The following is an 807-nucleotide window of genomic DNA, read 5'->3' as shown; positions in this document are numbered from 1 at the left end:
ATACTATGATGCACGAGAGAAATTAAGAATAAGACACCGAATGCCTTGCTAAGAGAACGAAGGCTCTCTTGCTCGCTATTCTGCCAAAGAGCAGAAAGAAGAAGACACAGCCAGAGAAAGTTCATATTCTCTACCGTGCTATACGCAATCGACTTCTTCACTTCCTTACTGAATAATGCAGTGATCCCTGCCCAAAGCACTCCGATCCCGGCTAAAGGAATTAGAATGTATGCGTAATGAGTTCCTGGAAGTAAGGGAACTGCAAACTTAGAAAATAAAACCAAAGGAAGGTTCACGAGTAATCCGGAGTAAGCGGCAGATGCGTGAGCAGGAGCTCCAGCATGTGCTTCCGGCAACCAATAATGAACTCCGAAGAATGCGGACTTGATGAGAAGTCCTAAGATTAAAAAGAAAAGACCCGCATGCGGATTGCTTGCGTAGATCCAGAAAGTAAAACAGAAGGCACCGATCCCACCTGCAGCAACCAATGCCACGAAGCTACGAATGGATGCGTCGTTCCATTTTCCTCCCACATACAACAAGAAGGCGCTGATCGTGGACAATTCCCAAAATAGAATGAGCCACAAGCTCTTGCCTACGAGATAACAAAGCCCCGTACTTAAAAAGAAGAATGAATAGCCGAGTAGAACAAGAGCCTTTCTCTCCTTCTCATACCCGTTTACATAAAGGGCGATAAACGCTCCAAGACCGGCTTGCAAAGACAAGCCGATCAGAAGAGGACTATCGCTTCCCATGAAATCCAATCCCAATACCCTTCCGATCAGGAAGGGTAAAATGAGAGAGGCT

1 protein-coding gene is annotated in these 807 nt (G+C 45.8%); it reads right to left on the bottom strand.

Annotated features, from left to right (window positions below):
- Window positions 1-807, bottom strand: an 807-nt coding sequence (locus EHO59_RS18080; RefSeq protein ID WP_281275726.1) for a proton-conducting transporter transmembrane domain-containing protein, incomplete at both ends; no start/stop codon positions are given.

It is taken from the genome of Leptospira semungkisensis, from assembly GCF_004770055.1.
Classification (GTDB): domain Bacteria; phylum Spirochaetota; class Leptospiria; order Leptospirales; family Leptospiraceae; genus Leptospira_B; species Leptospira_B semungkisensis.
The sequence above is the reverse complement of the archived record's forward strand: the minus strand, read 5'-3'. Positions and strand labels throughout refer to the sequence as shown.